Source organism: Clostridium tarantellae, assembly GCF_009295725.1.
GTDB classification, from domain to species: domain Bacteria; phylum Bacillota; class Clostridia; order Clostridiales; family Clostridiaceae; genus Sarcina; species Sarcina tarantellae.
Genome location: NZ_WHJC01000466.1, coordinates 1 through 1,684 on the forward strand (window position 1 = coordinate 1; position 1,684 = coordinate 1,684).

At 21.6% G+C, this 1,684-nt stretch carries 1 protein-coding gene; it reads left to right on the forward strand.

Annotated elements, in window-relative coordinates:
• Window positions 1–97 precede the first annotated feature (97 nt).
• Window positions 98–1,684, forward strand: a 1,587-nt coding sequence (locus GBZ86_RS15625; protein WP_152892194.1) for a hypothetical protein, incomplete at its 3' end; no start/stop codon positions are given.

Below are 1,684 nucleotides of genomic sequence, written 5' to 3' on the forward strand. Positions count from 1 at the left end.
ATTTTTTTTTGTAGAAAAGCATTATTTTAAGCCATATCTATTATGATTTTTATTTTTTCATGAATAATTAGGGTTAAATTAAGTAGGGGGGAGTGTTATGAAAAAAATTATATCAATTTTATTTGCTTTACAAATTATTATTATATCTATATTTGGAATACAATTAATAGAGAATATTAGAATTAATGATGTTTTTAACAATAATTCAACAGATATTATGATTAGTTTTGATGGAGCAAATAATATTAAAAATTTTGGTACTAAGCTTACTAATATAGCACAAAATAATAATATTTATATAACTAAAAAAGTTTATACAAAAGAAAATAGATTACTAGTTTATTCAACAGATTTTACTTTAAATAATAAAATAAACTTAGAAGAAGGTGTTTTTCCAAGTATAGAGACTGATGAATATATAGCAGATAAAAAATATGATAGTAATAAACAAGTGGGTATAATTGAAAAGTTATCTAGAGATAATGATGTAATTATTCAAGGTATGAATAATATTGATAAGATGACTATATATGGATTGTATAGTATATCTAGTACTGATAGTACTGTTGTTAATAATGTTATAAATGAAATATTAAATATTAATAATGATATTTTAAGAGTACATATTATGGGAACTAATAATAACTCTAGTATCATAACAGCATTATTAAATGGTTCTACATATTCACTTGCAAATAATATGATGACTTTGATTGTTTTACCATGTGTAATTTTAAGCATATTATTGGTAACTGCATTCTATGTAAATAAAATTATTAAAACATCCTATATATATAAAATACATGGTTATAGTAATGGTAAAATATGTTTTAAACTTACATCTAAGATGATAAGATCATTATTTTTATCAGCTGTTTTTTCTTTTATTATTTTAGCTATTATGAACATGTTATTTGTTCATGTAAACATGAAGATATTCTTATATGTATTATTAATACCAACAATTATATTTATTTTTGTTTATAGCTTTTATTTTTATTTGTTATTATATTTTGCTATTAAAAAGCAAAATTTTATGACTATATTAAAGGGAAAGAAAAGCTACAAAGCTGTCACTTTCATACAATATTTCACTAAATTTGTATTTACAATAGTGTTTTTTGTCTTGTTGGTAAACACAGTAAATATATATAAATTAGTAAATCTTAAACTTAATAATTTATCAACTTGGACGAAAACCGAAAATATTTATCAAACAACATTAAATGCTTCAGGAAGTGATTATAATATAGAATTACAAAACGCAAAAAAAATTGCAAATGTTATGAATGAACTAATTAAATCAAATAATGGATTCATTTGTAATGTGGAGAATTATAATAAAGTTGATGATAAGTATGTTTATGAATTAAATGAGACCAAGGGATATCCTGTTGAGGCTAGTCCAGGAGGATCTAAAATAACTGTTAGTGAAAATTATTTTAATTTTAATCCTATTAAAGGAATTGATAATAAATCTATTAAAGACCAAATTATTTATGATGACAATGTTTTAAATCTTCTTGTTCCAATAGATAGAAAGAAATATGAAAGTTCTATAAAAGAAGCTTTTAGAAATCATTTTTGGTTTGAAAAAGTTGATGTAGATAACATATACAATGAAAAACTAAATAAGCCTATTAATAACATGAAAGAGGAAGAGTTAGATATTAATATTATATAT